26 protein-coding genes and 1 tRNA gene are annotated in these 26,361 nt (G+C 69.0%); 12 read left to right on the top strand and 15 right to left on the bottom strand.

The genetic code is table 11. The annotated features are described in order from the left end of the window. Positions 1–3: 3 nt before the first annotated feature. Both QGN30_RS17080 and QGN30_RS17075 read right to left on the bottom strand, forming a co-directional pair. Positions 4–627 carry an MBL fold metallo-hydrolase gene (locus QGN30_RS17080; protein ID WP_248923618.1) on the bottom strand — a complete coding sequence of 208 codons (624 nt, stop codon included), beginning with the start codon at positions 625–627 and terminating at the stop codon, positions 4–6. Beyond that, entirely contained in the window at positions 627–1,712 is a 1,086-nt protein-coding gene (locus QGN30_RS17075) for an S-(hydroxymethyl)mycothiol dehydrogenase (protein WP_248923619.1), read from the bottom strand. The genes QGN30_RS17080 and QGN30_RS17075 overlap by 1 nt, the downstream gene beginning before the upstream one ends. Positions 1,713–1,790: 78 nt before the next feature. Here QGN30_RS17075 and QGN30_RS17070 point away from each other — a divergent pair, with 78 nt between their 5' ends. The 3 genes from QGN30_RS17070 to QGN30_RS17060 all read left to right on the top strand — a co-directional run bounded on the left by QGN30_RS17070 (position 1,791) and on the right by QGN30_RS17060 (position 4,332). Further along, complete coding sequence (locus QGN30_RS17070) at positions 1,791–2,849, top strand: class I SAM-dependent methyltransferase (RefSeq protein ID WP_095763148.1); 1,059 nt, start codon at positions 1,791–1,793, stop codon at positions 2,847–2,849. Continuing rightward, entirely contained in the window at positions 2,849–3,667 is an 819-nt protein-coding gene (locus tag QGN30_RS17065) for a serine hydrolase domain-containing protein (protein WP_201407764.1), read from the top strand. The genes QGN30_RS17070 and QGN30_RS17065 overlap by 1 nt, the downstream gene beginning before the upstream one ends. A gap of 152 nt (positions 3,668–3,819) precedes the next feature. Further along, positions 3,820–4,332 (top strand): DUF3145 domain-containing protein, encoded by a 513-nt coding sequence (locus QGN30_RS17060; RefSeq protein WP_008255895.1) that lies wholly within the window; start codon positions 3,820–3,822, stop codon positions 4,330–4,332. 96 nt (positions 4,333–4,428) lie between these two features. On the opposite strand, the gene QGN30_RS17055 is transcribed toward QGN30_RS17060, so the two are convergent. Then, positions 4,429–4,914 (bottom strand): nitroreductase family deazaflavin-dependent oxidoreductase, encoded by a 486-nt coding sequence (locus QGN30_RS17055; protein ID WP_248923674.1) that lies wholly within the window; start codon positions 4,912–4,914, stop codon positions 4,429–4,431. Between the two features lie 167 nt (positions 4,915–5,081). Between QGN30_RS17055 and QGN30_RS17050 the strand changes: the two genes are divergently transcribed. Beyond that, the gene (locus QGN30_RS17050) at positions 5,082–5,375 is read left to right on the top strand and encodes a hypothetical protein (protein WP_248923620.1); all 294 of its coding nucleotides are present in this window, start codon (positions 5,082–5,084) and stop codon (positions 5,373–5,375) included. A gap of 13 nt (positions 5,376–5,388) precedes the next feature. Here QGN30_RS17050 and QGN30_RS17045 read toward each other — a convergent pair whose 3' ends face one another. Both QGN30_RS17045 and QGN30_RS17040 read right to left on the bottom strand, forming a co-directional pair. Further along, positions 5,389–6,309 carry a diacylglycerol kinase gene (locus QGN30_RS17045; RefSeq protein WP_014379915.1) on the bottom strand — a complete coding sequence of 307 codons (921 nt, stop codon included), beginning with the start codon at positions 6,307–6,309 and terminating at the stop codon, positions 5,389–5,391. Then, complete coding sequence (locus QGN30_RS17040; protein ID WP_333901744.1) at positions 6,306–7,886, bottom strand: FAD-binding oxidoreductase; 1,581 nt, start codon at positions 7,884–7,886, stop codon at positions 6,306–6,308. Before QGN30_RS17040 ends, QGN30_RS17045 begins: the two co-directional genes overlap by 4 nt. 47 nt (positions 7,887–7,933) lie before the next feature. Between QGN30_RS17040 and QGN30_RS17035 the strand changes: the two genes are divergently transcribed. Then, a complete protein-coding gene (locus QGN30_RS17035) occupies positions 7,934–8,500 on the top strand; it encodes a TetR/AcrR family transcriptional regulator (protein ID WP_009957851.1) in 567 nt (188 codons plus the stop codon). Beyond that, complete coding sequence (locus QGN30_RS17030) at positions 8,497–10,038, top strand: glycerol-3-phosphate dehydrogenase/oxidase (RefSeq protein ID WP_416366863.1); 1,542 nt, start codon at positions 8,497–8,499, stop codon at positions 10,036–10,038. The genes QGN30_RS17035 and QGN30_RS17030 overlap by 4 nt, the downstream gene beginning before the upstream one ends. Here QGN30_RS17030 and QGN30_RS17025 read toward each other — a convergent pair. Then, positions 10,035–10,466 carry a nucleoside deaminase gene (locus tag QGN30_RS17025; protein ID WP_038535977.1) on the bottom strand — a complete coding sequence of 144 codons (432 nt, stop codon included), beginning with the start codon at positions 10,464–10,466 and terminating at the stop codon, positions 10,035–10,037. The genes QGN30_RS17030 and QGN30_RS17025 overlap by 4 nt on opposite strands. A gap of 100 nt (positions 10,467–10,566) precedes the next feature. Between QGN30_RS17025 and QGN30_RS17020 the strand changes: the two genes are divergently transcribed. Continuing rightward, a complete protein-coding gene (locus QGN30_RS17020) occupies positions 10,567–12,129 on the top strand; it encodes an FAD-dependent monooxygenase (protein ID WP_248923622.1) in 1,563 nt (520 codons plus the stop codon). 62 nt (positions 12,130–12,191) lie between these two features. Here QGN30_RS17020 and QGN30_RS17015 read toward each other — a convergent pair whose 3' ends face one another. The 7 genes from QGN30_RS17015 to aceE all read right to left on the bottom strand — a co-directional run bounded on the left by QGN30_RS17015 (position 12,192) and on the right by aceE (position 22,093). Continuing rightward, the gene (locus QGN30_RS17015) at positions 12,192–13,613 is read right to left on the bottom strand and encodes an acyl-CoA carboxylase subunit beta (RefSeq protein ID WP_008255905.1); all 1,422 of its coding nucleotides are present in this window, start codon (positions 13,611–13,613) and stop codon (positions 12,192–12,194) included. Positions 13,614–13,645: 32 nt separating this feature from the next. After that, entirely contained in the window at positions 13,646–14,905 is a 1,260-nt protein-coding gene (gene kasB, locus QGN30_RS17010; RefSeq protein WP_008255906.1) for a 3-oxoacyl-ACP synthase KasB, read from the bottom strand. 135 nt (positions 14,906–15,040) lie between these two features. Continuing rightward, positions 15,041–16,291, bottom strand: a complete 1,251-nt coding sequence (kasA, locus tag QGN30_RS17005; RefSeq protein ID WP_008255907.1) for a 3-oxoacyl-ACP synthase KasA — start codon at positions 16,289–16,291, stop codon at positions 15,041–15,043. Then, positions 16,288–16,635: a meromycolate extension acyl carrier protein AcpM gene (acpM, locus tag QGN30_RS17000; RefSeq protein ID WP_008255908.1), complete on the bottom strand. Its 348-nt coding sequence runs from the start codon at positions 16,633–16,635 to the stop codon at positions 16,288–16,290. The genes kasA and acpM overlap by 4 nt, the downstream gene beginning before the upstream one ends. Before the next feature lie 75 nt (positions 16,636–16,710). Next, positions 16,711–17,619 (bottom strand): ACP S-malonyltransferase, encoded by a 909-nt coding sequence (locus tag QGN30_RS16995; protein WP_009952717.1) that lies wholly within the window; start codon positions 17,617–17,619, stop codon positions 16,711–16,713. A gap of 143 nt (positions 17,620–17,762) precedes the next feature. Further along, positions 17,763–19,085, bottom strand: coding sequence for a PucR family transcriptional regulator (locus tag QGN30_RS16990; protein WP_095562659.1), 1,323 nt, complete (start codon positions 19,083–19,085; stop codon positions 17,763–17,765). Positions 19,086–19,303: 218 nt separating this feature from the next. Further along, positions 19,304–22,093, bottom strand: coding sequence for a pyruvate dehydrogenase (acetyl-transferring), homodimeric type (aceE, locus tag QGN30_RS16985; protein ID WP_009952714.1), 2,790 nt, complete (start codon positions 22,091–22,093; stop codon positions 19,304–19,306). Positions 22,094–22,276: 183 nt separating this feature from the next. On the opposite strand from aceE, the gene QGN30_RS16980 reads away from it, so the two are divergent. The 4 genes from QGN30_RS16980 to QGN30_RS16965 all read left to right on the top strand — a co-directional run bounded on the left by QGN30_RS16980 (position 22,277) and on the right by QGN30_RS16965 (position 23,948). Continuing rightward, the gene (locus tag QGN30_RS16980; RefSeq protein WP_036390648.1) at positions 22,277–22,864 is read left to right on the top strand and encodes a hypothetical protein; all 588 of its coding nucleotides are present in this window, start codon (positions 22,277–22,279) and stop codon (positions 22,862–22,864) included. A gap of 84 nt (positions 22,865–22,948) precedes the next feature. Next, positions 22,949–23,371 carry a DUF3052 domain-containing protein gene (locus QGN30_RS16975; RefSeq protein ID WP_008255913.1) on the top strand — a complete coding sequence of 141 codons (423 nt, stop codon included), beginning with the start codon at positions 22,949–22,951 and terminating at the stop codon, positions 23,369–23,371. Continuing rightward, a complete protein-coding gene (locus QGN30_RS16970; RefSeq protein ID WP_009952711.1) occupies positions 23,371–23,832 on the top strand; it encodes a peroxiredoxin in 462 nt (153 codons plus the stop codon). Before QGN30_RS16975 ends, QGN30_RS16970 begins: the two co-directional genes overlap by 1 nt. 44 nt (positions 23,833–23,876) lie before the next feature. Next, positions 23,877–23,948 (top strand) — tRNA-Val (locus QGN30_RS16965). A 79-nt stretch (positions 23,949–24,027) separates the two neighbouring features. Here the strand turns inward: QGN30_RS16965 and QGN30_RS16960 are convergent. Next, on the bottom strand, positions 24,028–24,765 hold the full coding sequence (locus QGN30_RS16960; protein WP_179293438.1) for an adenosylcobinamide amidohydrolase: 738 nt from the start codon (positions 24,763–24,765) through the stop codon (positions 24,028–24,030). Positions 24,766–24,825: 60 nt separating this feature from the next. Between QGN30_RS16960 and QGN30_RS16955 the strand changes: the two genes are divergently transcribed. Next, positions 24,826–25,953, top strand: coding sequence for an epoxide hydrolase family protein (locus tag QGN30_RS16955; protein ID WP_009952709.1), 1,128 nt, complete (start codon positions 24,826–24,828; stop codon positions 25,951–25,953). Positions 25,954–25,958: 5 nt separating this feature from the next. Here QGN30_RS16955 and QGN30_RS16950 read toward each other — a convergent pair whose 3' ends face one another. Beyond that, positions 25,959–26,354, bottom strand: a complete 396-nt coding sequence (locus tag QGN30_RS16950) for a VOC family protein (protein WP_009952707.1) — start codon at positions 26,352–26,354, stop codon at positions 25,959–25,961. Positions 26,355–26,361 lie beyond the last annotated feature (7 nt).

Genomic DNA, 26,361 nt, shown 5'->3' with positions numbered 1-26,361 from the left:
ATGTCAGTGGCCGCGCGCCACCCATTCCTCGTAGTGCACGATCTCGTCACCGATGGTGGTGCTGTCGCCGTGGCCGGTGTGCACCACGGTGTCGCCGGGCAAGGTGCCCAGCCGCCCGGAGATCGACTGCAAGATCGTCGGGAAATCCGAATAGGAACGCCCCGTGGCGCCCGGCCCGCCGGAGAACAGGGTGTCCCCGCTGAACACCACACCGAGCTCGGGGGCGAACCAGCACACCGAGCCGGGGGAGTGCCCCGGCGTGTGCAGAGCCAGCAGCTCGGTGCCGGCGATGTCGATCGTGTCGCCGTCGGCGATGGCGCGAAAGTCCTTGTCCGGGTGGGTCATTCGCCACAACACGTCGTCGCCGGGGTGCAGCAGGACCGGCGCGTCCAGGGCCGCGCCGAGTTCGGGGGCCACCGTGACGTGGTCGTTGTGCCCGTGGGTGCACACCACCGCGACCACGTTGCGCTGACCGACCGCGGCCAGGATGGGCTCGGCGGCGTGCGCGGCGTCGAACACCACGACGTCGGAGTCGTCGCCGACGATCCAGATGTTGTTGTCGACTTCCCAACTGCCGCCGTCGAGTTCGAACGTTCCGTGGGTGACCAGGCGTTCGATCGCCGCCATCAGAGCACCACCACCGAACGCAGCACCTCGCCGCCGTGCATCTTGTGGAACGCCTCCTCGATGTCGCCGAGCCCGATGCGTTCGGAGACGAACTGCTCGAGCGGGAGCCGGCCCTGCAGGTACAGGTCGATCAGCGTGGGGAAGTCGCGTTCGGGCAGGCAGTCGCCGTACCACGACGACTTCAGCGAGCCGCCGTGGCTGAAGAAGTCCACCAACGGCATTTCCAGGGTCATGTCGGGGGTCGGAACACCCACCAGCACAACGGTTCCGGCGAGATCGCGGGCGTAGAAGGCCTGCTTGTAGGTTTCGGGCCGGCCCACCGCGTCGATCACCACGTTCGCGCCGAACCCGTCGGTGAGGTCGGCGATGGTGGTGACCACATCGAATTCGCGGGCGTTGACGGTGTGCGTGGCGCCGAACTTGCGCGCCCAGTCCAGCTTGGTGTTGTCGGTGTCCACGGCGATGATGCGCCGCGCGCCCACCAGCGCCGCCCCGGCGATCGCGGCATCGCCCACCCCGCCGCAGCCGATCACCGCGACGGTGTCGTCCCGGGTGACGGCGCCGGTGTTGATCGCCGCGCCCAGCCCGGCCATCACGCCGCAGCCCAGCAGACCCGCGACCGCGGGGTCGGCGGCGGGATTGACCTTGGTGCACTGGCCGGCGGCCACCAGCGTCTTGTCGGCGAACGCCCCGATGCCCAGCGCGGGCGTCAGCTCGGTGCCGTCGGTCAGCGTCATCTTCTGGGTGGCGTTGAAGGTGTCGAAGCACAGGTGCGGCCGCCCGCGCTTGCAGGCCCGGCACTGCCCGCACACCGCGCGCCAGTTCAGGATCACGAAGTCGCCCGGCGCCACGGCGGTCACGTCCGGCCCGACCGCCTCGACCCGGCCGGCGGCCTCGTGGCCGAGCAGGAACGGGTACTCGTCGTTGATGCCGCCCTCGCGGTAGGTCAGGTCGGTGTGGCACACCCCGCAGGCGATCACGTCGACGAGAGCCTCACCCGGCCCGGGGTCCGGGACGACAATGTCGACCAACTCGACGGGTTCGCCCTTCTTGCGTGAAATCACGCCGCGCACTGTCTGACTCATGGGCTCCAACCTACTGATCGCCGCCATACATCTCGCGGCGGGCCGTCCACCCATCGGGCCGGTGTAGCGTCGCAGGGCGTGACGGCCAGGGAGACCACCGAAGAATTCACCGAACGCATCGCCGCGACCCTCGACGGCGCCAGCCTCACAATCCTGTTGAGCATCGGGCACCAGACCGGCCTGCTCGACACCATGGCCGGCCTGCCGCCATCCACCAGCGCCCAGATCGCCGACGCCGCCGGGCTCGACGAGCGCTACGTCCGCGAGTGGCTGGGCGGCATGACCACCGGGCGCGTGGTGGAATACGACGCCGACACCGCCACCTACTCGCTGCCCGCCCACCGCGCCGGCGTGCTGACCCGCGCCGCCGGGCCCCAAAACCTCGCCGTGGTGGCCCAATTCCTGCCGCTGCTCGGCGAGGTCGAACAGAAGATCATCGGCTGCTTCCGCGCGGGCGGCGGCCTGCCCTACAGCGAATTCCCGCGCTTCCACCAGCTGATGGCCGAGGAGAGCGGCGCGATGTACGACGCCTCGCTCGTCGACGTCGTGCTGCCGTTGGTGGACGGCCTCGTCGAGCGGCTGCGCGCCGGCGCCGACGTGGCCGACTTCGGCTGCGGCAGCGGCCACGCCGTCAACGTGATGGCACAGGCGTTTCCGGCGAGCCGCTTCACCGGCATCGACTTCTCCGAGCAGGCCATCGCCACCGGCATCCGCGAGGCCGCCGACCGCGGCCTGACGAATGCGACGTTCGAAAGCCACGACCTGTCCGAGTTGGACAAGCCCGAAGCCTACGACGTCATCACCGTGTTCGACGCCATTCACGATCAGGCCCGGCCGGCGCGGGTGCTCGAGAACATCTACCGGGCGCTGCGGCCCGGGGGCGTCCTGCTGATGGCCGACATCAAGGCGTCGAGCCGGCTGGAGGAGAACGTCGGCGTGCCGATGAGCACCTACCTGTACACGACGTCGCTGATGCACTGCATGACGGTGTCACTCGCGCTCGACGGCGCCGGGCTGGGCACCGCGTGGGGAACGCAGCTGGCCGTCGCGATGCTCGGCGACGCCGGGTTCGACGATGTGCGGGTCGCCGAGATCGAGGCGGACCCGATCAACAACTACTACATCGCCCGAAAGTGATGGCGCCCCTCGACGTTCTGGCCGACTGGCCGGTCGGGGCCGCGGCCGCTGCCGTCGTCGGGCCGGGCGGCGTGCTGGCCGGCCACGGCGACCCCGGGCGGGTGTTCGAGCTGGCCTCGGTGACCAAGCCGCTGGCGGCCCGGGCCGTGCACGTCGCCCTCGAGGAGGGCGCCGTCGACCTCGACACGCCCGCCGGCCCGCCCGGTTCTACCGTCCGCCACCTGCTGGCGCACACCTCGGGCCTGTCGATGCACTCCGAGAAGGTGCTGGCCGCGCCCGGCGCCCGCCGCATCTACTCCAACCAGGGCTTCACCGTGCTGGGCCAGACCGTGGAACGCGAGACCGGCATCGACTTCGCCCGCTACCTTGCCGAGGCGGTGTGCGAGCCGCTGGGCATGGCGGCGACCCGCCTCGACGGGGGCGCGGTGGCCGCCGGGTTCGGCGCGACGTCGACCGTGGCGGACCTGGCCGCGTTCGCCGGGGACCTGCTGCGCCCGGTGACGGTCTCGGCAGGCCTGCACGCCGAGGCCACGACCGTGCAGTTTCCCGGCCTGGACGGCGTGCTGCCCGGATACGGGGTGCAGCGGCCCAACGACTGGGGGCTCGGATTCGAGCTTCGGGACGCGAAATCGCCGCACTGGACGGGCGCGCGGAACTCGGCGCGAACGTACGGCCATTTCGGCCAGGCGGGCGGGTTTATCTGGGCGGATCCGGAAATCGAGCTCGCGCTGGTGGTGCTGACCGACCGCGAATTCGGGGAGTGGGCGCTGCGGCCGTGGCCGGAGATTTCCGATGCCGTGATAGCCGAGTACAGCTAATTCGGACTGCACACTAGCGCAACACGGGTATCACAAGGCACAATAGACACGCAGGACACACAAATAATCGAAGATTTCGCGCAAGCTGCCCTGCTTGCCGGGTCCACAGGTCGTTGGGGAAGACGTCCCTGGTGGAACCGAAGGAGCAGGAAATGCGAGCGTCGAATCAATTCGCCGACGTGACGACTGGCGTGGTGTACGTGCACGCTTCGCCGGCGGCGGTGTGCCCGCATGTCGAGTGGGCGTTGTCGTCGACCCTGGGCGCCAAGGCGAACCTGAACTGGACGCCCCAGCCGGCGATGCCCGGTCAACTGCGCGCGGTCACCAACTGGGTCGGTCCCGTCGGCACCGGCGCCAAGTTGGCCAACGCGCTGCGCTCCTGGTCCGTGCTGCGGTTCGAGGTCACCGAGGACCCCAGCCCCGGAGTCGACGGCCATCGGTTCAGCCACACCCCGCAACTCGGCCTGTGGAGCGGGGCGATGAGCGCCAACGGCGACGTCATGGTCGGGGAGATGCGGCTGCGGGCGATGATGGCCCAGGGCGCCGACACCCTGGCCGCCGAACTGGATTCCGTGCTGGGAACGGCCTGGGACGAGGCGCTCGAGGCGTATCGCGACGGCGGCGACGGCGGCGAGGTGAGCTGGCTGAGCCGGGGGGTCGGTTAGTTTTCCCGGCGGTGGGACGCAAGAGCCTTCGCGCCGAGTGAACGGCGCTGACCGGTCTAGCGAAAAGGCCGGGCCGACTACGGAACCCGCGGACGGCTAGGTCGGTTCGCAGATCACCACCGGAATCACCCGGTCGGTCCAGGATTGGTATCTGGCCCACCGCGGGTTGTGCGCGGTGAGTCGCGGCCACAGTTGTGTGCGTTCCGTCTCGTCGGCGACGCGGGCACGCATGCTGCAAGTCTGCGCTCGGATCTGGACGCGCACATCGGGGTTGGCGCGGAGGTTCAGAAACCACATTGGGTGTGTGGGCAGACCGCCCTGTGACGCCACCAGGACCAGTCGCGCGTCGTCGGCCATGAATATCAGTGGAGTGGTGCGGGATAACCCGCTCTTGCGGCCGGTCGTGGTCAACAGGCACAGTGCGAGTCCCAACTCGTGGCCGGCAAGGCGGCCGTCGGTGGCGCGATAAATAGCCACGTTCGCCTTGGAAACCCATTTCAGGAGTCGCGGAGCCAGAACCGAAATGAGGACGGGGGGCCGCTTGGCGTCGACCCTGCGAGTGTTAGCCGGCCAACGCCACATTGTTTCTGTTCCTTGTTCGGGTCGCGCGCTCGGCAGGTCTTCTTTTAAAGGATTATAATTGTTAAAATAGACTTTGTGCAGGTGCACACATCGGGACGGCAACGCTACGGGTCAGTCAGCCATGGCGGAAAACAGGCGACGAGCTATCCGGGAAGTAAGAAGCGGCCATGAAAGATATCGAAACCCCCGTAATCGAAGCGCTCGGTGATCACGATTACCTCGTGCGTGTCGGCCAGGACGAGGATCGTGTGACCATCCGGGTGCGGGCTACGCCCGAGGTCGTCGCGCGCATTGCCGGACCCGAGGCCGACGAAGCGCGCGTCATCGCCGCGACCATGGCCTATCTGACGGTGCGTCAGCGCCCCGACGATCTACCACCGCAACTGGACCTCGACGACGTCATCGCCGCTTACGACGATTACCTCGATGACGTCCGTAACGAAATCGGCAACCTGCGGTGAACGGTGCGCATGGCTACCGGGCCGGGCGCAAAATCTGCAGAGCGCCTGGCACCACGGAGATCTCGGCCGGCAGCGCGCACGCGAAGTCGCCGTCGGCGTAGACGTTGATGCCGGGGCACTCGACGTGGATCGATCGGGCGCGCGCGGTGCTGACCTCGTCGAGGTCGACGTGCGTGCCCTTCATCACGGTGGGGAACAGGCGGACCAGCTTGGTGCGGGATGCCGAGTGCACCATGGTGATGTCGAGCAGGCCGTCGGTGTAATCGGCGGCGGGACAGATCCGCATGCCGCCGCCGTAGCTGCGGGTGTTGCCGAAGGCGGCCAGCGTGATGTCGGCGTCGATCTCCGTGGTGCCGTCGAGCACCAAGCGAAAGGGTAAGAGCCGCAACTGCGACAGCTCGGCGAGCATCGCGAGGTAGTAGCGCAGCCGGCCGTGCGGCCAGCGCATCCGGTTGGCGCGATCGGTGACCAGCGAATCGAAGCCCGTGGCCGCCACGGTGCCGAACCACTTGCTCACCCCTTCGCTGTCCGTAATCCGGCCCAGGTCAATGGTTTCGGTCCAGCCGTCGACGACGAGGTCCGCGGCCGCCTCGGGGTCCTGGGTGGGGATGCCGAATGCGCGGGCATGGTCGTTGCCGGTTCCCGCGGGAACGATGCCGACGGGAATGTCGGTGCCCGCCAACACCTGCAGCGCGTTGGAGACGACGCCGTCGCCGCCGGTCACCATGACCGCGTCGGCGCCCTTGTCCAGCGCCGCGCCGACCAGGTGCCGCGCATCGTCGGCGTCGTCGCCGATGATCTCGACGACCTCCACCCCCCGCTTGTGCAGCCGGGCGATCGCGACCTGCGCGGCGCGCACGGCGGTGCCGTGCCCCGAGATCGGGTTGGTCAGCGCGATCACCTTGCCGACCTCGCGCCGGCGCAGCGGAGTCACGGAATCAGCTTGCCGGGATTGAGGATTCCGGCCGGATCCAGGGTCGCCTTGACCGCGCGCAACACCTGCACTCCCAACTCGCCGATCTCGTCGCGCATCCACGGCCGGTGATCGGCGCCGACCGCGTGGTGGTGGGTGATGGTCCCGCCGGTGGCCATGATCGCATCCGACGCCGCCCTTTTCGCGGTCTTCCATTGTTCGATCGGGTTGCCGCGCTGGCCCGCGACGACGGTGAAGTACAACGAGGCGCCGCATGCGTAGACGTGCGAAATGTGACACATCACCAGCGCCGGGGTGCCCGTCTCGGCAAGGGAGTCGGTAAGTGCCTGGGTGACAGCGGTTTTCAGCGCGGTGACGTTCGACCAGTCCGTGGCGGTCTCCAGCGTCTCGCACAGCGCACCGGCCGCGAGCAGCGAGTCGCGCAGGTAGGGTGCGCCGAACCGGCCACGCTCCCACGCCCGCGCGGGCCCCTCGCCCAGCGAGGTTCCGCCGCGGGCCGCGAGCAGCGCGCTGGTTTCCGCGTGCCGGCTCTCGACGTGCTCCTCGGTGCCCTCGAACATGGTGATGGCCAGGCATCCGCCGGTGATCTGGGATTCGCCGATCGCCTCGGTGGTGGCCAGGTTGACGCCCGTCTCGGCCTCGTCGGAAAGCCGAACGACGGTGGGGCCGGTGGCATTTTGGGTGACGGCCCGCAGGGCGGCGGCGCCGGTCTCGAAATCGGGGAACGACCAGGCCTCGTAGCGCACGGCCGCCGGGGCACGGTGGACCCGCAGCCGCACCCGGGTGATGACGCCCAGGGTTCCTTCCGAGCCGATCAGCAGCTGACGCAGATCGGGGCCCGCGGCCGATTCCGGTGCGCGGCCCAGGTCCAGGGTGCCCACCGGGGTGATCACCCGCAGTCCGCGCACCATGTCGTTGAACCGGCCGTAGCCCGCCGAGTCCTGCCCGGACGAGCGGGTCGCGGCGAAGCCGCCGATGGTGGCGTACTCGAAGCTCTGCGGGAAATGGCCGAGCGAAAAGCCGTGTGCGCCAAGGAGTCTTTCGGCGTCGGGCCCGGTGACGCCCGCCTCCAAGACGGCCTGGCCGGACACCTCGTCGAGCGAGATCAGCCGATCGAGGCGACGGAGGTCGAGCGAGACGACGGCGCCGAACTGGGCGCGATGCGGGTCCAGCCCGCCGACCACGCTGGTGCCCCCGCCGAAGGGCACGACGGCGATGCGGTGCTCGCTGCAGTGGCGCAGGATCGCGGCGACGGCGTCCTCGTCGGCGGGCAGCAACACGGCGTCGGGCGCGTCCTGCGGCCCGCGTTGTTTGCGGTTGAGCAGGTCGACGGTGGACTTGCCGCCCGCGTGCAGCAACCGGTCGGAGTCCGCCGTGCGGCAGTAGTCGGCGCCGACGATGGCGGCCAGCGCCTCCCGATCGGTCGGCGACAACGCCGACGGCCGCAGCTCCACCTGGTCGGGTTGCAGTTCGGCCGCGGGGGACCCCTCGACCCCCACAGCCTGCTGCAGCAACGACCGGATCCCTTCCGAGAGGGGCTTGGCCGCGGCGGGATCTCCCCACGCGTTCCATTTCATGGGCGGCAGGAGCCCCTCGGGATGCGTCATGCGTTACAGTATTACATATGTTGTCAATCCGTAACGAGCTGGATGTCGGGGAGCGGATCCTCGCGGCGGCCGCCAGTTGTGTGGTCGACTTCGGCGTGGACCGGGTGACCCTCGCCGAGATTGCCCGACGCGCGGGAGTCAGCAGGCCGACGGTCTACCGGCGCTGGCCGGACACCCACTCGGTCGTCGCGGCGCTCTTGACCCGGCACGTCACCGAGGTGATGAGCGACGCGCCGCTGCTCGGCGACGACCGGGAATCGCTTGTGCGACAGATCGTTACAGTGGCCGACCTGCTGCGCCAGGACCCGCTGGTGATGTCGGTCCTGCACTCGGAGCTCGCGACCACCTACATCACCGAGCGCCTCGGGACCAGCCAGCGCATGTTGATCGACGCCCTGGCCGCCCGCCTGCGAGTCGCCCAGCGCCACGGCAGCGTCCGCAGCGGCGACCCGGTCCAGATGGCCACCATGGTGTTGCTGATCGCGCAGTCGACCATCCAGTCGGCGCGCATCGTCGCACCGATGCTCGACGCCGACGCGCTGGCCGCCGAGCTGGCCCACTCGCTGAACGGATACCTGTCGTGATTCCTGACCCCACCGCCTTGAACGCCGCGCGGCGCGCCGCCGACCTGACCGCGCTCGCCGAGGGCGAGCCGCTGGACGTCGTGGTGATCGGCGGCGGCATCACCGGCGCAGGGATCGCGCTGGACGCCGCGGCGCGCGGGCTGCGCGTCGCGCTGGTGGAAAAGCACGACCTGGCGTTCGGCACCAGCCGCTGGAGTTCCAAACTCGTCCACGGCGGCCTGCGCTACCTGGCGACCGGCAACGTGGGCATCGCCCGCCGCAGCGCCATCGAGCGCGGAATCTTGATGACCCGCAACGCGCCCCACCTCGTTCGGGCGATGCCGCAGCTGGTGCCACTGTTGCCGTCAATGAGCCCGGGCACGCGGGCGCTGGTGCGGGGTGGGTTCCTGGCCGGTGACCTTTTGCGGGCGCTGGCGGGCACGCCGGCCTCGACTTTGCCTCGGTCGCACCGGATTTCGGCGCGCCGCGTCGTGGAAATGGCCCCCACCGTGCGGCGCGACGGCCTCGACGGCGGATTCCTGGCCTACGACGGGCAATTGATCGACGACGCCCGACTGGTCACCGCCGTCGCGCGCACCGCGGCGCAGCACGGCGCCCGGATCCTCACCCATGTGTCGGCGTCGCAGGCCACCGGCACCTCGGTGCGGTTGACCGATGCGCGCACGGGCGAGGCCTTCGACGTCTCGGCTCGCGCCGTCGTCAACGCGGCCGGGGTGTGGGCGGGCGAGATCGACGGCTCGTTGAAGTTGCGGCCCAGCCGCGGGACGCACCTGGTGTTCGATGCCGCCGCGTTCGGCAATCCGACTGCGGCGCTGACGATTCCGATTCCGGGCGAGCTCAACCGCTTCGTCTTCGCCATGCCCGAACAGCTGGGCCGGGTCTACCTGGGCCTGACCGACGAGGCGGCGCCCGGCCCGATTCCGGATGTGCCCGAGCCGTCGGTCGACGAGATCACGTTCCTGCTCGACACGGTGAACACCGCGCTGGGGACGGGCCTCACCGCCACCGACGTGATCGGTGCCTACGCCGGGCTGCGGCCGCTGATCGACACCGGCGAGGGCCGCACCGCCGACGTCTCGCGCGAGCACGCCGTCGTCGAATCGGCGTCCGGGGTGATCAGCGTGATCGGCGGCAAGCTGACCGAATACCGTTACATGGCACAAGACGTGCTGGATCGCGCCGTCCGGGCGCGGCGGCTGCGCGCCGCGAAATGCCAGACCCGCAACCTGCCGCTGATCGGGGCGCCGGCCAACCCGGGGATCACCGCGGCGCCGGATGCCGGGCTGCCGGAGTCGCTGGTGTCGCGCTACGGCGCCGAGGCCGCCAAGGTTGTCGCCAGCGCCGCCTGCGAGCGGCCGAGCGAGCCGGCCGTCGAGGGAATCGACGTCACCCGAGCCGAATTCGAGTACGCGATCACCCACGAGGGCGCGCTGGACGTCTCCGACCTCCTCGACCGGCGGACGAGGATCGGCCTGGTGTCGCGCGATCGGGAGCGGGCCGTCGCGGTGGCCGAGGAGTTTCTGGCGCGGTTCGGTTAGGGCGCCCGCCCGATGTCCTCGTGCCACAGCTCGGGGTGCTCGGCGATGAAGGCGGACATCATTTGTGTGCAGCGCGGGTCATCGACCACGGTGACCGTCACGCCGTGCTGCGCCAGCCATTCGTGCCCGCCGGTGAACGTGCGGGATTCGCCCACCACCAGCGCGCCGATGTTGAACTGGCGCACCAGGCCGCTGCAATACCAGCACGGCGACAGCGTCGTCACCATCACCGTGGAGCGGTAGTCGCGCTGTCTGCCCGCGGCGCGAAACGCGTCGACCTCGGCGTGCAACGACGGATCACCTTGTTGCACACGGCGATTGCAGCCGCGCCCGAGCAGGACGCCGTCGGCGGTGAACAGGGCGGCGCCGATGGGGATGCCGCCCTCGGCCAGCCCGGACCGCGCTTCCTCGAACGCGACGTCCAGCATTGCCGGTGCTGAGAGGCTCACGCGTTCATCCTCCACTACGCTCCAGCGCAGGGATAGGCGATCTCGATACTTGGGATCCGTCGCATCGGAAGGGGCCGAGATGGCGTCGCGGGTTCCCGTGCTCATCGTCGGTGCCGGCGCGGCCGGGCTCGCCACCTCCGCGCTGCTGGCCAAGTATGGGGTCCGGTCGATGCTGATCGAGAAGCGTCGCGAAGTCTTCATCTATCCGAAAGCCCGCAACCTGAGCTTTCGCAGCCTGGAGATTCTGCGCGGTCTGGGGTTGAGCGATCAGGTGCACGCGGTCGCCGATGGGGTTTCCGGCATGGTGGTCAAGCCGACGCTGAACAGCGTGGACCAAGCGCCCGCCATGGACATCGACGCCATCTTCGCGCCCTTCGTGGGACTCAGCCCGGAACCCCCCGCGCAGTATTGTCCGCAGAGCAAGCTGGAGCCGATGCTGCTGGCCGACACCCGCCGGCGAGGAAGCGAGGTCCGCTACGGAACGGAGCTGGTGTCGCTGGAACAGGACGACGCCGGCGTGACGGTGGTTGTGCGCGAGCGCGATTCGCGAAGTACCGAGACGGTGCGGGCCCAGTACGTCGTCGCCGACGACGGTGTGCACAGCCCGATCCGCGAGGCGCTCGGCGTGACCACGTCGGGATACGGCGCGCTACCGATCTTCATCGTTTTCGTCTACTTCAAGGCGCCGTGGCGACGGTTCGTTCCGGATCTGCTCGACGGGGACGGCGTGCAGGTCAAGAACCCCGACGTGGACGGGATCTTTCTGGTGGCGCAGGGCGACCTCGGCATGTTCATCACCACATACCTGCCGGGCGAGGGGGAAACGGCCGAGCAATTCACCGCTGAGCGCTGCGTCGAGCTGCTCACCAAGGCGATCGGCGAGCCGATCGACATCGACGTCATCGAAATTGCACCGTGGCAACCGTACGAGCGGGTTGCCGACCAATTCGCTTGTGGGCGAGTATTTTTCGTCGGCGACGCCGCCCACACCATGCCGCCGTTCAAGGCCGGGGGCGCCAACACCGCGATCCAGAGCGCGGACAACCTGGCCTGGAAGCTCGCTGCGGTGGTAAACGGCGTGGCCGACCCCGCGCTGCTGAGCACGTATCACGCCGAGCGGCACCCGGTCGGGCGGTTCAACGCGCGCCAGTCCTTGACCGGCCCGACGCTGGCGCTGATCAGGCTGGACGACGACCGACCCCAATTGCCGCCGGAGGAAGAGGCGCCGATGTTCGCCTTGCTCGCGGGCTACCAGTACCACTCGGCCGCAGTCATTTCCGGCGCGCCGGCCCCGGCGGATCCGGGCGCAGTCTCACTGGTGGACGAGCTGCGAGGGCAACCGGGCACCCGGGTCCCGCACGTGTGGGTGCGCGACGGGGTTTCGACGCTCGATCTGCTGGGCCCCGGGTTCACCGTGCTGGCAACAGACGAGCGATGGTGCGCGGCAGCGGCTTCGGTGTCGCTGGCCGCGCATCGCATCGACAGCCACGAGTGGGCGACGATCACCGGGCTCGCGCCGGACGGGGCGCTGTTGGTCCGCCCGGACGGATTCGTCGGCTGGCGTGCGGAGACGCTGCCGACCGATCCCGAAAGCGAACTGCGCCGGGCGCTCTCGACGATCCTGGGTCGGCCGCGGGCGTAACGTGGCGGCGACTTCTGTCGCGATTTTTCGCCGTGGCGTTACGTCCGCGGTAAGTAGGTGCCTTACAGCGGGATGTTCTTGTGGCGGCCGCGGCGCGCGGGCGCCTGCGCCAGCGCCTCGGTGAGCTTGCTGCGGGTGTGCGACGGGTCGATCTTCTCGTCGACCACGCCGATCTCGATGGCGCTGTCCACGCCGCCCGCGATCCGCTCGTGTTCGGCGGCCAGCTCGTCGTGCAGCGCCTCGCGCTCGTGCTCGGGCGCGGCGGCCAGCTTCTTCTTGTGCAGAATGCCCACGGCGGCCTTGGCGCCCATCACCGCGACCTCGGCGTCCGGCCAGGCGTACACCTTGGTCGCGTTGAGCGAGCGGGAGTTCATCGCAATGTAGGCCCCGCCGTAGGTCTTTCGGGTGACCAGCGTGACGCGCGGAACCGTGCACTCGCCGAACGCGTGCAGCAGCTTGGCGCCGCGGCGCACCACGCCGCCCCACTCCTGGTCGACACCGGGCAGATAACCCGGCACGTCGACGACCACCACCAGCGGAATGCCGAACGCGTCGCACAGACGCACGAAACGCGCTGCCTTCTCGGCGCTTTCGGAGTTCAGGCAGCCGCCGAGGCGCAGCGGGTTGTTGGCCAGCACGCCGACCGTGCGGCCCGACAGCCGGCCCAGCCCGATCACCATCGACGGCGCCCAGTTGGCCTGGAACTCGTCGAACGGCGTCTCGTCGTCGAGGATCGCGGTCACGATCGGGCGCACGTCGTAGGCCCGCCGCGCCGACTCTGGCAGCAGCGCGTGGATGTCGGTGTCACCGGCCTCGGCCTTGGTGCGGTCGAAATGGCCCTGCTGGCAGAACAACCCGACCAGCCGGCGGCCGCGCTCGTAGGCGTCGAGCTCGTCGTCGGCGACGATGTGGCACACCCCGGACTTCTTGTGGTGGGTCTCGGGGCCACCGAGCGAGGCCATGTCGACGTCCTCGCCGGTGACGCTGCGCACCACGTCCGGGCCCGTGACGAACACCCGGCTCTCCGGCGCCATCACGACGACGTCGGTCAGCGCCGGCCCGTAGGCGGCACCGCCGGCCGCGAAGCCGACGACCACCGAGATCTGCGGGACATAGCCCGAGGCGCGGATCATCGCCTCGAACACCAGGCCCACCGCGTGCAGCGCCTTCACACCCTCGGCCAGCCGGGCGCCACCGGAGTGCCAGATGCCCACGATCGGGCTCTGCTCCTCGATGGCGGTGTCGTAGGCGTCGACGATGTGCGTGCAGCCCTCGATGCCCATGGCGCCGCCCATCACGGTGCCGTCGGTGCAGAACGCGATGGTGCGCACACCGTTCACGGTCCCGGCGGCGGCAAGCACGCCGGAGCGGTCACGCTCGTGCAGGAGTTCGACGCTGTCGTCGTCGAAGAAATTGCTCAAGCGCAACAGCGGGTCGCGGGGGTCGAGCGACTCGCCGACCGCCTCGGGGGCCGTGATAGTCATCGCAGTCTCCTGATATTCCGGTGTTGCTCGGTTTAGTACCGCCCGAAGGCGATGGCCACGTTGTGTCCGCCGAATCCGAACGAGTTGTTGATCGCGTACTCGTAGTTGCCGGGGCGGGGTTTGCCGGCCACCACGTCCAGGTCGATCTCGGGGTCGAGGTTTTCCAGGTTCAGCGTGGGCGGCACGACCTGGTCGCGCAGCGCGAGCACGGTCAGGATCGATTCGACGGCGCCCACGGCGCCCACGGAGTGGCCCAGGGCGGCCTTGGGGGCGTAGACGGCGGCGTTGCCACCGTGGGGGCCCAGGGCGTTGTTGATGGCCCTGCCCTCGGCGACGTCGCCGACCGAGGTGCCGGTGGCGTGGGCGTTGACGTGGTGGATGTCGCTGGGGGAGAGCCCGGCGAGCTGGATGGCGCGGGTCATGGCGTGCCCGGCGCGTTCGCCGTTGGGGTCGGGGGCCACCATGTGGTAGCCGTCGGAGGTGATGCTGGCGCCCATGATGCGGGCCAAGATGTTGGCCCCGCGGGCCTTGGCGTGCTCCTCGGTCTCGATCACCATCAGGGCGCCGGCCTCGCCGAACACGAAGCCGGTCCGGTCGCGGTCGAACGGGCGGCACGCGCCGACGGGGTCGTCGTTCTTGGTCGACATCACGATCCGCATCTGGGCGAACGCCGCAATCGGCACCGCTTCGATCTTCGTTTCGACCCCACCACAGATCGCGATGTCGGCTTCGCCGAAGACGATGTTGCGCCACGCCTGGGCGATGCCCTCGGAGCCCGACGCGCACGCCGATATGGGCGTGAGGACCCCGGCCTTGGCGTGCCGTTCCAGACCCACCGCCGCCGACGCGCCGTTGGGCATGTACTTCTGCACGCCGAGGGGGGAGACCGCCTTCATGCCACGAGCGCGCATGTCGTCGTAGCTGAAGACCATCTCTTCCGACGAGCCCAAACCGGTACCGATCGACACCAGCAAGCGGTCGCTGTCGACCTCGGGCGAGCCGGCGTTCTCCCAGACCCGCCGGCCCAAGATCGTCGACATCCGTTGCAGGTAGCCCGACCGGCGCAGCTCGACGCGGGTCAGCTGGCTGTCGAATTCCTCTAACAGATGACCGCCGATGCGTACCGGCAGGTCAAACTCCTCGACGAACGGATCCTCGAGTTTGCGGATACCACTTTGGCTGTCCAGCAACAGCTTCCAGGTGGTCTCGGCGTCAGTCGCCAGTGCGGTCGTCATGGCAACGCCAGTGACGACCACGTTCGGGAGAGTCTTCCCGGTAACCAGCTCTGTCATGGGTCTTGCGAACGTTCCTTTCCTGCTCAGTGGTGACCGCGAACCCGGCGGGGCCGGGACGCGGATCGCCACCTTCCGTGGTGTCCGGCTCCTCTTCGGGCCGTTTGCGGCCCGCGTCGTCGCCGGACGCCAGCTCTAGTAACGCCCGAAGGCGAGTGCCACGTTGTGGCCACCGAAGCCGAACGAGTTGTTGATCGCGTAACGGAAATCGCCGTAGCGAGGTTCGCCCGCAACAACATCCAGGTCGATCTCGGGGTCGGGGGTTTCGTAATTGAGGGTGGGTGGAATGACGCCGTCGCGCAGGCTCAGCACCGTGAGCACCGACTCCAGCGCCCCGACCGCACCGATCGAGTGGCCCAGCGCCGACTTCGGCGCGTAGACCGCCGCCTGCTGGCAACCGGCGACGCGGATGGCGTTGGCCTCCGCGGTGTCACCGATCGGCGTGGCGGTCCCGTGCGCGTTGACGTGGTCAACGTCCTTGGGGGACAACCCCGCCAGCTCGAGCGACCGCGTCATCGCCCGACCCGCACGCACACCGTCGGCCGCCGGGGCCACCATGTGGAACGCGTCCGACGTGATGCCGGCACCCATCAACCGGGCCAGCGGCTTGGCGCCGCGGGCCTTGGCGTGCTCCTCGGTCTCGATGAGCATCAGCGCACCGGCCTCGCCGAACACGAAGCCGTCGCGGTCCTTGTCGAACGGCCGCGATGCGCGCTCGGGCTCATCGTTGCGAGTCGACATGGCCCGCATCATCGAAAACGCCGCGATCGGCAGCGCCTCGATGGGGCCCTCGACGCCACCGCACACGGCGACGTCCGCGTCACCCATGACGATCTGACGCCAGGCGTGGGCGATCGCTTCGGAGCCCGACGAACACGCCGACACCGGGGTAATCACGCCGGCGCGGGCGCCGAGCTGCAGGCCCACCACGGCGGCGGCGCCGTTGGGCATGATCATCTGGACGGCCAGCGGCGACACCTTGCGGGGGCCGCCCTCGTTCATCAGGTCGTAGCTCTCCACGATCCTTTCGGCGCCACCGAGGCCGGTGCCGACCACGACCGAGAACCGGTCGGGATCGAGCTCCGGGTTGCCGGCGCTCTCCCACAGCTGGGTGCTGAGCAGCTTGGCCAGCCGTTGGACGTACGACATACGTCGCATGTCGAGCCTGCTCATCTGCTCGTCGATGGGCTCCTTGAGGTGTCCACCGATCCGGACGGGCAGGTCCCACTTGGTGATGTAGTCGTCTTCGAGGACGTGGATGCCGCTTTCGCCGGCCAACAAACCCTTCCACGTGCTCTCGACGTCCGGCGCGATCGACGTCGTCGCCGTGACGGCGGTTACCACAACGCTGGGGTAACCGCCGTTAGCAGTGGAAGGCTTACTCACTTGGTGTCCGCTTCCAGCCTTGCCTTGACGTTGGCGACCGCGTCGGGGTTCTCGGTCTCCAGCTTGGCGCGCAGCGCCTCGGCAGCCTCGGGGTTCTCTTCCTCGAGCTTCTGGATGTAGGAGACGACGTCACCGACGGTACGCAGACCGGCGAGGTCCTCGTCCGGGATCTTGACGCCGTACTTGTCCTCGGTCTGCACGGCGATCTCGACCATCGACAGCGAGTCGATGTCCAGGTCGTCGACGAAGGACTTCTCCGGGGTGACCTCGGAGGGCTCGATACCGGTGACCTCTTCGATGATCTCGGCGATACCGGCGATGATTTCTTCCTGGCTGACAGCCACAGCGTGCTTCCCTTCGTAATGTGTTGTGAGATAGTCGAACTGACGTGCTATGTGGTTGTACTGGATGCGGCCGACTTAGAGCTCGGCCAAAGCGTCCAGGTCTGCGGGCGACTTGACGGCGCGAGCCGTAACTCCCCGAAGTTCTCGTTTGGCGATACCGGTGAGCGTGCCCGCGGGCGGGAACTCCACGGCCGCACCGACTTCCAGCTCGCGCAGCGTCGCGGTGCACAGGTCCCAGCGCACCGGCCGGGTCAGCTGGGCGACCAACGCCTCCATCGCCGCGGGGGCCGAGGCGACGGGCTTGCCGTCACGGTTCGACAGCAGCGTCGCGGTGGGCTCGGACGTCTGGACGGCGGCGGCCGCGGCGGCATAACCGTCGAGCGCCGACGCCATGTACTTGGTGTGGAACGCACCGGCCACCCCCAGCGCGCGCACGCGGGCCTTGGCCGGCGGGTCTTCGGCGAGCTTCTCCAACGCGTCCAGCGAGCCGGCGGCGACGATCTGCCCGGCGGCGTTGCGGTTGGCGGGGAACAGGTCGAGCTGCTCGAGGCGGGCGAGGACCTCGGCCTCGTCACCGCCGAGCACCGCGGACATGCCGGTGGGCTCGACGGCGCACGCCTTGGCCATCTCGGCGCCCCGGGTGGCGGCCAGGGCGACGGCGTCGTCCGCGGCCATCACGCCGGCGATCGCGTAGGCGGCGATCTCACCGACGGAGTGACCGGCCACGACCAGGTCTTCACCGGCGAGCAGGCCGCGCTTGGTCAGCTCCTGGTGTGCGAGCAGCGTGGCCGCGACGACCAGCGGCTGGGTGACCGCGGTGTCGGTGATCTCGTCGGTCGATGCGGTGGTGCCCAGGCGCACGAGGTCGAGGCCGCTGGCCTTGGACCACAGCGCCAACTGGTCGGCGGCGCCGGCGAGCTCCAGCCACGGCGAGAGCATCCCCTCGGTCTGCGAACCCTGTCCGGGCGCAAGCAATGCAATCACGTGTTTAAGAGAACACTGTGGAAACGGTTTTGGCGGGTGTAACAGATTATGAACCTCGTCTTAGGTTTTTGTGTACACCCTACAAAACGGCTCCGTAAGCTACGGGTTTGATATCGTCCCGCGACCTGTCGTCTGGGTCACTATCACCCGATCTGGCCCACCGCAGCCCCTTTGACCGGCAGCGGAACGACGGGCATGGCGTTGTTGGCGGCGCTGCCGGGATGCGTCGGATAGTTGAGCTGGCCCACCGTCGCCGCCACTCGCAGGACATATGCGTCACGCGGCTGCATGGGATCGCGCCCGGTGAAGTCGGTGATCCGCTTGAGTCGGTAGCGCACCGTGTTTGGATGAACGAACAACTTTCTGGCACAGGCTTCAATCGCGCCGCCACAATCTAAGTAAGCGTCAAGAGTTTCGATGAGCGTCGGGCCGGCGTCTGCCAACGGCCCCATCACGTCGGTGTGCAGCGCCACGATCGCCGACGCGTCGCCCATCAGGGCCCGTTCCGGCAGGAGCTCGCGCGCCAGCACGGGGCGCGGCGCCCCGCGCCAGCCACCGACGGCGTTCATCCCGGATATCGCCTCGCTGGCGCTGTGGTAGGCCGCGGTCAGCATGGGCGCCGTCGGCCCGACGACCACGGGGCCGTCGGCGAACGCGGCCAGCAGCTCCCCGAGGAACTTGTCGGTCGGCGACAACTGCCCGGACACGATGGCGACCAGCCAGGTGCCGTGCACGTCGGTGAGGGCCGCACGGCCGTGCTGCGCGGCGATGTCGCGGACGTGCTGACTCGCGCGCTCACTGTCGCCGGGGCCGGTCGACCCGTCGCGCCCGGGCGCCGGGGTTCCGACCACCACCGTCGCGGGCTCGGTGGTGTCCCAGTTCAGGGCGGCCGCGCGGGACAGCAGTTCCGGGCCGGTGTCGCCGCGGACCACCGCGTCGACCACGCTGGCCTCCATCCGGCTGTCCCAGGTGCCGCGCGCCTCGGCCGCGTCGGCGTACGCCCCCGCCGCGGTGAACGCCAGGTCGCGGGTGTACTTCAGGATGCCCACGGTCAGCGCGGTCAGCTGCTCCTCGGAGCGGGCCAGCAGCGGGACGACCTCCTCGAAGATGTCCATGGTGACGCGGACCATGTCGACGCTGTGACGCAACGCGATCCGGCGCTGCAGCTCCTGGGGCACCAGCTCGAAGGCCTGCGCGGTGTAGCTGACGTTGCTGTGTGGGTCTTGCATCCATTCGACGAAGTTCACGACGGCCGTCTGCACCACCAGCGCGACGCTGGCCCGTTGGGACGCCTCCAGCTCGGCGAAGAACGGCAACCGGTCCTGCATGGCGTTGACCGCCTCGGTGGCCAGCCGCCCGGAGTGCTGCTTGAGCCGGCGCAGCACGGATTCGGGGACCGAATCCAGCGTTTCCAGCGGCGACCGGGGATGCTTGGCGAACGGGCCGGCGAAGGGATTGTCACTCACCCCTAAAACGTACGCGACTTTTCTGGAAGTTTCCGCCAAAGAGGCGCGTGGCGCCGTGCTCGAACGTGCGGCTGGCCGCACGCTCGGCGAGCGGCGGCCGGTGGAGGGCTGGAAAGCCCGGCTCGCCGGGCGCTCCATGCCGAGCCCCCGGCTGGCCGGGCGCTCGGCGAGCCGGGGAGTCACGCGCCAGCCCTTATGCCAGCCGTTATGCCGCCCTTTTAGGCCACGCCGGGGTCCGACGTCTGCTCCGGCGCGGCCTGCACGTCGTCGATCCGGTACTGGCGGGCGGCGGCCACCGGCACCGAGGGGTCGATCTCGCCGTCGCGGGCCAGCGCCTCGAGCACGGCCACCACCTGCGACTCGGCGTCGGTGTTGAAGTACCGCCGCGCCGCGGGCCGGGTGTCGGAGAAGCCGAACCCGTCGGTCCCCAGGGTGACGTAGGTGCCGGGCACCCAGGGCCGGATCTGCTCGGGAACGGCGCGCATCCAGTCCGAGACGGCGACCACCGGGCCGACGGCGTCCGACAGCGCCTGGGTGACGTACGGGACGCCCGCCTGCCGGTCCGGGTGGCGCAGCCTCGCCCGGTCCACCGCGACGCCGTCGCGGTTCAATTCGCCCCAGCTGGTCACCGACCACACGTCGGCGGCGACGTCCCATTCGGCGGCCAGCATCTTCGCGGCGTCCAGCGCCGCCGGCATCGCCACCCCCGACGCCAGGATCTGTGCCTTGTTGGCGCGCTGCTCGGTGGCGACGTGGTAGCGGTACAGGCCCCGCAGCACGCCCTCGGGATCGAAGTTGTCCGGCTCGGGCGGCTGCACGTACGGCTCGTTGTAGACGGTGATGTAGAAGAACACGTTCTCGGGGTCCTGCCCGAACATCCGGGCCAGCCCGCTTTCCACGATGTAGGCGATCTCGTAGGCGAACGCCGGGTCGTAGGCGACCACCGCCGGGTTGGTGCTCGCCAGTAGCAGCGAGTGCCCGTCGGCGTGCTGCAGGCCCTCGCCGGTGAGCGTGGTGCGTCCCGCGGTGGCCCCCAGCAAGAAGCCGCGCGTCATCTGGTCGGCGGCCGCCCACAGGCCGTCGCCGGTGCGCTGGAACCCGAACATCGAATAGAAGATGTAGATCGGGATCATCGGCTCGTTGTGCGTCGCATACGAGGTGCCGGCCGCGATGAACGACCCCACCGACCCGGCCTCGTTGATGCCCTCGTGCAGGATGTGGCCGACTTCGCTTTCCTTGTAGGCCAACATCAGATCGGCGTCCACGGCGGTGTACAGCTGGCCGTTGCGGTTGTAGATCTTCAGCGACGGGAACCACGAGTCCATGCCGAACGTGCGCGCCTCGTCGGGAATGATCGGCACGATGCGCGGGCCAACTTCCTTGTCCCGCAACACTTCCTTGAAGGTGCGCACCGTCGCCATGGTGGTGGCGACCTCCTGGGTGCCCGAGCCCTTCTTCAGCGCGGCGTAGATGTCGCGGCTGGGCAGCCGCAACGCCTTGGCCTTCGTCCGACGCTCGGGAAGGTAGCCCCCGAGGGTGCGCCGGCGGTCGATCATGTAACGGATCTCCGGGGCGTCGGAGCCGGGGTGGAAGTAGGGCGGCAGGTACGGATCCTCTTCCAGCTGGGCGTCGTTGATCGGTATCCGCATGGCATCGCGGAAGTCCTTGAGGTCTTGCAGCGCAAGCTTTTTCATCTGGTGCGTGGCGTTGCGACCCTGGAAGTGCGCGCCCAGCGAGTAGCCCTTGATGGTCTTCGCCAGGATCACCGTGGGCTGCCCCTTGTGGTCGACGGCGGCCCGGTAGGCGGCGTAGACCTTGCGGTAGTCGTGGCCGCCGCGCTTGAGATTCCAGATCTCGGAATCGCTCATGTTCGCGACGAGCGCCTTGGTGCGCGGGTCGCGCCCGAAGAAGTGGTCGCGCACGTAGGCGCCGTCGTTGGCCTTGTAGGTCTGGTAGTCCCCGTCGGGCGTGGTGTTCATCAGGTTCACCAGCGCGCCGTCGCGGTCGGCGTGCAGCAGGGCGTCCCACTCGCGGCCCCAGACCACCTTGATGACGTTCCAGCCGGCGCCGCGGAAGAACGACTCGAGTTCCTGAATGATCTTGCCGTTGCCGCGCACCGGGCCGTCGAGGCGCTGCAGGTTGCAGTTGATCACGAACGTCAGGTTGTCCAGGCCCTCGAGCGCGCCGACGTGCAGCAGGCCGCGGCTTTCCGGCTCGTCCATCTCGCCGTCGCCCAGGAAGCACCACACGTGCTGGTCTGAGGTGTCCTTGATGCCGCGGTCGTGCAGGTAGTGGTTGAACCGGGCCTGATAGATCGCGTTCATCGGGCCCAGACCCATCGACACCGTGGGGAATTCCCAGAAGTCGGGCATCAGCCGCGGGTGGGGGTAGGACGGCAGGCCGCCGCCGGGATGGCTGTGCTCCTGGCGGAAGCCGTCGAGTTGGTCGGTCGTCAGCCGGCCCTCCAGGAACGCCCGCGCGTAGATGCCGGGGGAGGCGTGGCCCTGGATGAACACCTGGTCCCCGCCGCCGGGATGCGACTTGCCCCGGAAGAAGTGGTTGAAGCCGACCTCGTAGAGCGCCGCGGACGACGCGTAGGTCGAAATGTGGCCGCCCACACCGACTCCCGGGCGCTGGGCGCGGTGCACCATGATCGCGGCGTTCCAGCGGATCCACGCCCGGTAGCGCCGTTCGACGTCCTCGTCGCCGGGAAACCACGGCTCCAATTCGGTGGGAATGGTGTTGACGTAGTCGGTGGACGTCAGCGACGGAATGGCGACGCGCTGCTCGCCCGCCCGCTCCAGCAGCCGCAACATCAGATAGCGCGCCCGCGACGGGCCGGAGCGCTCCAGCAGTTCATCGAAGGACTCCAACCACTCCGAGGTCTCTTCGGGATCGATGTCGGGGAGGTAGGAAGCCACCCCCTCGCGGATCACCCGGACGCGGTCGGGTTCGGTTGCGCTGTTGGGACTTGTGGCCAGATCGTGGCGCACGAATTCGGTTGTCAACCCACTACTCCTGTAATTGGCGGGATGTGTGACGTGAGGGCGGGTCGCGCCCTCTCCACCATCGTGCCGCACCGGTGTTTCGGGCGGGCAGCCGCCATCTGGTAGCCGGCAAAGGCTCACCCGGTGCGCGTCAACTCGGCGTGTATGGGGCGGGTGCACAAGCCACCCGGTAACGTCAGGCCTGTGCTCATCCGGTGGCGTGCCGTCCCCCCGAGGCAGGTGGGGGCTTTCCCCCGGCGTGGCGCGTTGGCCCTGGGCTGTGTCGCCGCCGCGCTGATGGGCATCGTGGGATGTACCTCCGTCACCAACGGAACTGCGACCCCCGACACCAAAGTCGCCCCCGCCTACCGCCAGTCGGTGTCCGCGTCGGTGTCGGCCTCGTCGGCGACGTCGAGCGTCCGGGAGTCCCAGCGCCAGCAGTCGCTGACCACCAAGGCGGTGCGCACCGCCTGCGCCTCGCTGATCACCACCAGCAAGAACGCGATCGACAAGACCAACGAATTCGTCCAGGCGTTCAACTCGGGCCGCGGCACCGGCCCCACCGAGGGCCCGGCGATCGACGCCCTCAACGACAGCGCCACCACGGTGGCCAACAGCTTCAATGACGCAATGTCGCAGCAGATCAAGGACGCGTTCAACGCGTACATCGACGCCGCGCACTCGGTGGCCAACGCCATTGGCACACACGCGGGGACGTCGGAATTCAACAAACGCGTCGATCAGCTCAACGACACGAAAAAGAAGGCGATCAAACTCTGCTTGGCAACGTAATGAGGCGGAAGTGTGAACGGGGTTCGCGCTGTGCGACGATAATCCCGAAGCGCACATCGCGAGGGAATTGAAGGAGGCTCCACGGTGGTCGCGGCGGATCACGCCCCGAGCTACGCTCGCAAACTGGGCATCCAACCCGACCATGTTGTCCAGGAGTGGGGCTGGGACGAAGACACCGACGATGAGATCCGCGCGGCGGTCGAGGAAGCCTGCGGCAGCGAGCTGCTCGACGAGGACACCGACGAGGTAGTCGACGTCGTGCTGCTGTGGTGGCGCGACGGCGACGGCGACCTGGTGGACACGCTGATGGACGCGATCGGCCCGCTCGCCGAGGACGGCGTGATCTGGGTGCTGACCCCCAAGACCGGGAAACCGGGACACGTGCTGCCGGCCGAGATCGCCGAGGCGGCCCCCACTGCCGGTCTGATGCCGACCTCGTCGGTCAACCTGGGGGATTGGGCCGCCAGCCGTCTGGTGCAGCCCAAGTCCCGGGCCGGGAAGCGTTGATGCTGTCGGTCGGCACCGCCGCCCCGGACTTCACTCTGCGCGACCAGAATCAACAGCGCGTCACGCTGAGCTCCTACCGCGGCGCCAAGAACGTGCTGCTGGTGTTCTTCCCGCTGGCGTTCACCGGGATCTGCCAGGGCGAGCTGGACCAGCTGCGCGATCATCTGCCCGACTTCGAGAACGACGACAGCGCGGTGCTGGCCATCTCGGTGGGTCCGCCGCCCACGCACCGGGTCTGGGCGCTGGACAGCGGCTTCACCTTCCCGGTGCTGTCGGATTTCTGGCCGCACGGCGCGGTCAGCCAGAGCTACGGCGTGTTCAACGACGACGCCGGCTACTCCAACCGCGGGACGTTCGTCGTCGATCGGGCCGGGATCATTCGATTCGCCGAGATGAAACAGCCCGGGGAGTCGCGCGATCAACGGTTGTGGACCGACGCCCTGGCGGCCTTGAGGGCCTGATTTTGGGGACTTGGCCGGCGGGCGGGTAGCCTGCCCGCAGCAACGGGCGCGTAGCTCAGTGGTAGAGCTCTGGTTTTACACACCAGCGGTCGGCGGTTCGATACCGTCCGCGCCCACTCCTTTTGGCGGTTCGCGGCCGTAACGTGGCGGCGACTTTAGGCGCCGATTTTCGCCGTGCCGTTACGCCCGCGGGGACTACTCGCAGGGCCGGTACTCGGGCCCCGAAATCCAGGCCCGGGCGCCGGCGAGCACCGCGGCGTGCACCGCCCGGGCGATCCGGGCGCCGAACACCGAGCGCGGCCCGCCATAGGTCTCCTCGGCCCCGTCCGTCGGGCAGTGCACGACGACCGCGTCCGACGCGGTTCCGGTGGCGCGCACCCCGACCTCGTGCAACGCCTGCGCCTTGGCCTCCGTGGCGGTGGCCACGGCGTTGACCAGCGCCGCCCCGGACAGCCGCACCGGCACCGCGACCACGATGTTGATGGTCCCCACCCGGTACCCGTCGCCATCGGTGAGCGGCCGGTACTCGACGATCTCGTAGTCGGTGAACGCGGTCGTGCGCAGGCCGGCTGGCACCTCCCGGCGGAAGTGCCGGTCGGGCGCGGCCGCCCAGGCGGGGCTGGACAGCCCGACCGTCGCGGTGGCGTGCACACCGCCGTCGGCGGCGAGGTGGTGACGGGTCACGTCGACCGCGGTGAGCAGCCCGCAGCCGGTGCCGGCGAGACCCAGCGCGGAGCCGATCTCGGTCAGGTGGCGGTCCGGGTCGGTCCGGTCGTAATCCAGGGGGACCGTCGCGTTGACCAACCAGTCGCGAGCGCCGACGCCGCCGCCGAGCGGGCCCGACGAGATGCACAGCCGGGGCTCGCGGAATTGCCAGACGAGCAACGGGATCGACCGACTGTGTTCCACTCGCGTGGTCAACCTGGGATCCATGGTCACATCCTCGCGTGCCGACCCACCCCGCGCGTCGCCGGTGTCACCGACGGCGGCACTATGAAGCGCGTGAAACCGTTCCGCATCGACGTTTCCGACGAGGTTCTCGACGATCTGCGCGCGCGGCTGGCCCGAACCCGTTGGCCCGAGGCCGAATGCGTCGACGACTGGAGCCAGGGCATGCCGCTGGCCTACACCCGCGAGCTGGCCGACTATTGGGCCAACGACTACGACTGGCGGGCGCGGGAGGCCGCGCTCAACCGCTTCGACCACTTCATCACCGAGATCGACGGGCTCGACATCCATTTCATCCACCAGCGCTCGCCGCACGAAGGCGCCTTCCCGTTGGTGATCACCCACGGCTGGCCGGGCTCGATCGTGGAGTTTCACAAGGTGATCGAGCCGCTGACCAACCCCGCGTCGGGTCGCGCCGAGGACGCCTTCCACGTCGTGTGCCCGTCGCTGCCGGGCTACGGGTTCTCCGGCAAGCCCACCGGCGCGGGCTGGGGCGTGGAAAAGATCGCCGAGGCGTGGGAAACGCTGATGCTGCGCCTGGGCTACGAGCGCTACGGCGCCCAGGGCGGCGACTGGGGCGCCGCCGTCACCACCCAGATCGGCCGCAACCGGGGCCACTGCGCGGCCATCCACCTCAACATGCCGGTCGGCAGGCCCACCAAGGAAGCGCTGTCGAATCCCACCGAGGAGGAGCGGCAAGCCATGGCCGGGTTGGCCAATCACCGCAAATGGGGCACCGGCTACTCCAAGCAACAGTCCACCCGGCCGCAAACGCTGGGCTACGGGTTGGCCGATTCGCCGGTGGGCCAGCTGGCGTGGATCGTCGAAAAGTTCTGGGACTGGGCGGATTGCGACGGGCATCCCGAGAACGCGGTCAGCCGCGACGAGCTGCTCGACAACGTCATGGTCTACTGGGTGACCAACACCGCCGCGTCCTCGGCCCGCCTGTACTGGGAGAGCTTCGCGGTCTGGGGTAGGGGAGACCGCGTCGAATTGCCCACGGGCGTCGCGGCTTTCCCCGGCGAACTGCTCAAGGCGCCGCGCAGCTGGTGCGAGCCGGTCTACAACATCACCCACTGGACCGACATGCCGCGCGGCGGGCACTTCGCGGCGTTCGAGGAACCGGAGCTGTTCGTCGAGGATCTGCGCGCGTTTTTCGCGACGGTGCGCTGAACGAATCAGCCCGGCGGGGCGAAGAACTCGAGCGCGATGCCGTCGGGGTCGCGGAAACTGAGGCCCGAGCCGTAGGGGGCGTCCACGATGCCGCCGTGCTCGATGCCGAGTTCGCCCAGCCGGGTGACCCAGTTCTCCAGCTCGGCGCGGCCGGCGCAGCCGAAGCCGACGTGGTCCAGGCCCACGCGGTGTTCGCTGAATCGTTCGTCGGTAGCCGGGCGGTCGTGCTGGTGAATTCCGAAGACGGTGCCGCCGTCGAGCATCCACACCTGGTGCCGGAAGCCGGCGTCGGTGTGTTCGTCGAGCATCGGGTCGGTGCCGAGCAGGTTGCGATACCACGGGCCGCTGACTTCGATGTCGCGCACGGTGACCGCGACGTGGTTGAGCGCTGGGAAAGCCATGGTGTCG

The organism is Mycobacterium sp. 3-98 (assembly GCF_035918355.1).
In the GTDB taxonomy this organism is placed as follows: domain Bacteria; phylum Actinomycetota; class Actinomycetes; order Mycobacteriales; family Mycobacteriaceae; genus Mycobacterium; species Mycobacterium intracellulare.
This window is presented reverse-complemented; position numbering and strand designations above follow the sequence as displayed.

Excerpts from the sequence above, each read along its gene's own strand:
- QGN30_RS17080 (WP_248923618.1), bottom strand. The coding sequence starts at position 627 with ATGGCGGCGATCGAACGCCTGGTCACCCACGGAACGTTCGAACTCGAC.
- QGN30_RS17075 (WP_248923619.1), bottom strand. The coding sequence starts at position 1,712 with ATGAGTCAGACAGTGCGCGGCGTGATTTCACGCAAGAAGGGCGAACCC.
- QGN30_RS17065 (WP_201407764.1), top strand. The coding sequence starts at position 2,849 with ATGGCGCCCCTCGACGTTCTGGCCGACTGGCCGGTCGGGGCCGCGGCC.
- QGN30_RS17060 (WP_008255895.1), top strand. The coding sequence starts at position 3,820 with ATGCGAGCGTCGAATCAATTCGCCGACGTGACGACTGGCGTGGTGTAC.
- QGN30_RS17055 (WP_248923674.1), bottom strand. The coding sequence starts at position 4,914 with ATGTGGCGTTGGCCGGCTAACACTCGCAGGGTCGACGCCAAGCGGCCC.
- QGN30_RS17050 (WP_248923620.1), top strand. The coding sequence starts at position 5,082 with ATGAAAGATATCGAAACCCCCGTAATCGAAGCGCTCGGTGATCACGAT.
- QGN30_RS17040 (WP_333901744.1), bottom strand. The coding sequence starts at position 7,886 with ATGAAATGGAACGCGTGGGGAGATCCCGCCGCGGCCAAGCCCCTCTCG.
- QGN30_RS17035 (WP_009957851.1), top strand. The coding sequence starts at position 7,934 with ATGTTGTCAATCCGTAACGAGCTGGATGTCGGGGAGCGGATCCTCGCG.
- QGN30_RS17025 (WP_038535977.1), bottom strand. The coding sequence starts at position 10,466 with ATGCTGGACGTCGCGTTCGAGGAAGCGCGGTCCGGGCTGGCCGAGGGC.
- QGN30_RS17020 (WP_248923622.1), top strand. The coding sequence starts at position 10,567 with ATGGCGTCGCGGGTTCCCGTGCTCATCGTCGGTGCCGGCGCGGCCGGG.
- QGN30_RS17015 (WP_008255905.1), bottom strand. The coding sequence starts at position 13,613 with ATGACTATCACGGCCCCCGAGGCGGTCGGCGAGTCGCTCGACCCCCGC.
- kasB (WP_008255906.1), bottom strand. The coding sequence starts at position 14,905 with ATGACAGAGCTGGTTACCGGGAAGACTCTCCCGAACGTGGTCGTCACT.
- QGN30_RS16970 (WP_009952711.1), top strand. The coding sequence starts at position 23,371 with ATGCTGTCGGTCGGCACCGCCGCCCCGGACTTCACTCTGCGCGACCAG.
- QGN30_RS16960 (WP_179293438.1), bottom strand. The coding sequence starts at position 24,765 with ATGGATCCCAGGTTGACCACGCGAGTGGAACACAGTCGGTCGATCCCG.
- QGN30_RS16955 (WP_009952709.1), top strand. The coding sequence starts at position 24,826 with ATGAAGCGCGTGAAACCGTTCCGCATCGACGTTTCCGACGAGGTTCTC.
- QGN30_RS16950 (WP_009952707.1), bottom strand. The coding sequence starts at position 26,354 with ATGGCTTTCCCAGCGCTCAACCACGTCGCGGTCACCGTGCGCGACATC.